General features: G+C 27.0%; 3 protein-coding genes. All 3 read left to right on the top strand.

All coding sequences use genetic code 11. The annotated features are described in order from the left end of the window. Window positions 1-383 precede the first annotated feature (383 nt). From EQ827_RS08470 to EQ827_RS08480, 3 genes are read left to right on the top strand one after another with little or no spacing between them, the layout of a single operon-like run. A complete protein-coding gene (locus EQ827_RS08470) occupies window positions 384-743 on the top strand; it encodes a BlaI/MecI/CopY family transcriptional regulator (protein ID WP_181190547.1) in 360 nt (119 codons plus the stop codon). Window positions 744-761: 18 nt separating this feature from the next. Beyond that, the gene (locus EQ827_RS08475) at window positions 762-1,886 is read left to right on the top strand and encodes a M56 family metallopeptidase (protein WP_181190548.1); all 1,125 of its coding nucleotides are present in this window, start codon (window positions 762-764) and stop codon (window positions 1,884-1,886) included. A gap of 2 nt (window positions 1,887-1,888) precedes the next feature. Next, the gene (locus EQ827_RS08480) at window positions 1,889-2,119 is read left to right on the top strand and encodes a hypothetical protein (RefSeq protein ID WP_181190549.1); all 231 of its coding nucleotides are present in this window, start codon (window positions 1,889-1,891) and stop codon (window positions 2,117-2,119) included. Window positions 2,120-2,286: the final 167 nt, after the last annotated feature.

A 2,286-nucleotide genomic window follows, 5' to 3' on the forward strand; every position in this document is an offset into this window, starting at 1 on the left:
TAAGGACCGTAACAGCTGTTTAAAAACTGATTTGGATAGCACTTTTATGTGTATGCATGAAAGAAGACCCGATACGTAATTTGTAACTTAAGCAGTATATAATCTACAATTGCCACTAGTAATCAATATGTGCTGCATTATAATTTATTTTCTAAATTCACACTTTGTTGTCTTTTATTAATTCTAGTGCTCTCTTAAATAACTTCAATTATATGTTAGCTGATGCTAGTTATGTCAGTGAGAGTAACTATTTATGAACATTCAATAAATATAAGGATTACCGTCTGTATAGTTTTCATAGTTATTTGGTTTAAAAATATGATATAATAATACAGTATTAGGTTGTTGTATATCTATCATTCAAATTTAGAAGGTGATAAGTTTTGAGGATTTTAACTAAACGTGAAGTAGATATAATGCGTGTTTTATGGGATTCGACTGAATCAATTTCTTCTAGAGATATTACTAGAATTAATCCAGAAATTAGTCAAAATACTGTACAAGCCTTGCTTAGAAAGTTAGTTGATAAAGGTTTTATTAAAACGGATGGCAAAAAAAGTACTGGTACTATATATGCTAGAAAATATAGACCAATTGTATCGGAAAAGGATTACTTTTTATCACAAATAACCCCCAAAAAATTCCAAAAATTTATAAATGCATATATATCTGAAAATAATAATGAAAATGAATTGAAAGAATTAGAACGGTTGGTCAGAAAAAAGTTGAATGAAATAAAATAATCAAAGAGGGTATATTCTATGCATCTTTCGATATCTTCTATATTGATTTCTGTTATTTGGTGTAGTCTTTTAGTTATAAGTCTTCAAATTATTATATCTAATAAGCATAATTACAAAAATTTTAGAATAGATTTCTTAATAGTTATTAGTATCATAATTATTTTACGACTGCTTTTACCTTTTGAATTTAGTAATACTTATACTATTTCATCCTATAAAATATTACCAGTATTATATTCCTGGGGCTTTACAAGGATTATTGTATTTGGTAAAAGTATTACAATATTTAAATTGTTAGAGTATTTATGGATAATTGGAACTATTTTAATGATACTTAACTTGTTTTATAGTATCTACAAGATCAATCGAATTTCTAAATCCTTTAAAAAATTGCCAAGTAGCTTTTTATGTTCTGATGCTAAAAGTATTATTCCCAATAATATTGAATTATATTTATGCCCAATATCTGTATCTCCATTTACCACTGGTCTGATTCATCCCAAAATTTGTTTGCCAAATCTTTCTTATAGTAATGAGGATCAAGTGTATGTAATAAAGCATGAGTTATGCCATATCTACAGTTGGGATATGTTAAAGAAATATATTATTGAAATATTAGTTTGTTTTTATTGGTGGTTACCACCCATATATATCTTTAGAAAACAAGTCAACACTATTATAGAAATGAATGTTGATTATAAGATAGTAAAAAACAAACCTAAGAAGGTTTATGCTGAATATATTTCTAGTTTAATTAATATGTCTGCAGCAGTTAAGAGTAAAAAAATATCAAACAATGGGTTTTTACGTTCAAATTTTACTATTTTGGAACAGGATACCCTTAAACAAAGAATTTTGTTTATGCTGGATGGGCATAAATTTAAGAGCACTCCATTTTCTATAAAGACTATTTTAATCATTTTGCCCGTACTGCTGACTTCAATTATAATTGAACCTAATTTCTATAATAGAAACAATATTAAAGGCACATATGGTCCAGAGTCTTTTGATAAAAGTACATATGTTTTAAAAAAGAATGGATCTTATTACTTGATTTTAAAAGGCAAAAATATTGGTAGAATAATTCATTATCCTAATATAAATAATTCCAAAATCAAAAATTTACCATTGAGGAGTAAATAAAAATGAAAAGGTTTTTTGAATTAATGTTTTTAATGTCTATTGTAACATCGGTTTCATCTCTTGCTATTTTTAATACTGAAGCACAAGCATCAGTTGTTGCTATCCCTCATATATCAATTGAACCTAGAAGAGATATAATTGTTTGGAGATATAAAACTATACATGGTGTTTTATATGAAAGAAAGTATAATAAGTCAACAGGTCAATGGATTGGTTCCTGGAGAGCAGTGTAGTTGGAAATTTTATCTTGTTTTCTATGAATATTATTAATAATGTTTTTGAATTTTATGGTTCTATATCAAAAAGTGTTTGTTGCTTTTTCCCTGCCGGCTAGACCCAATTGGTCTAGCTGGTTTTTTAGTTATTTAATCGTCATCCTAAAATAAGACTGATGATACAG

It is taken from the genome of Bombilactobacillus bombi (genome assembly GCF_013607485.1).
Lineage (GTDB): Bacteria > Bacillota > Bacilli > Lactobacillales > Lactobacillaceae > Bombilactobacillus > Bombilactobacillus bombi_A.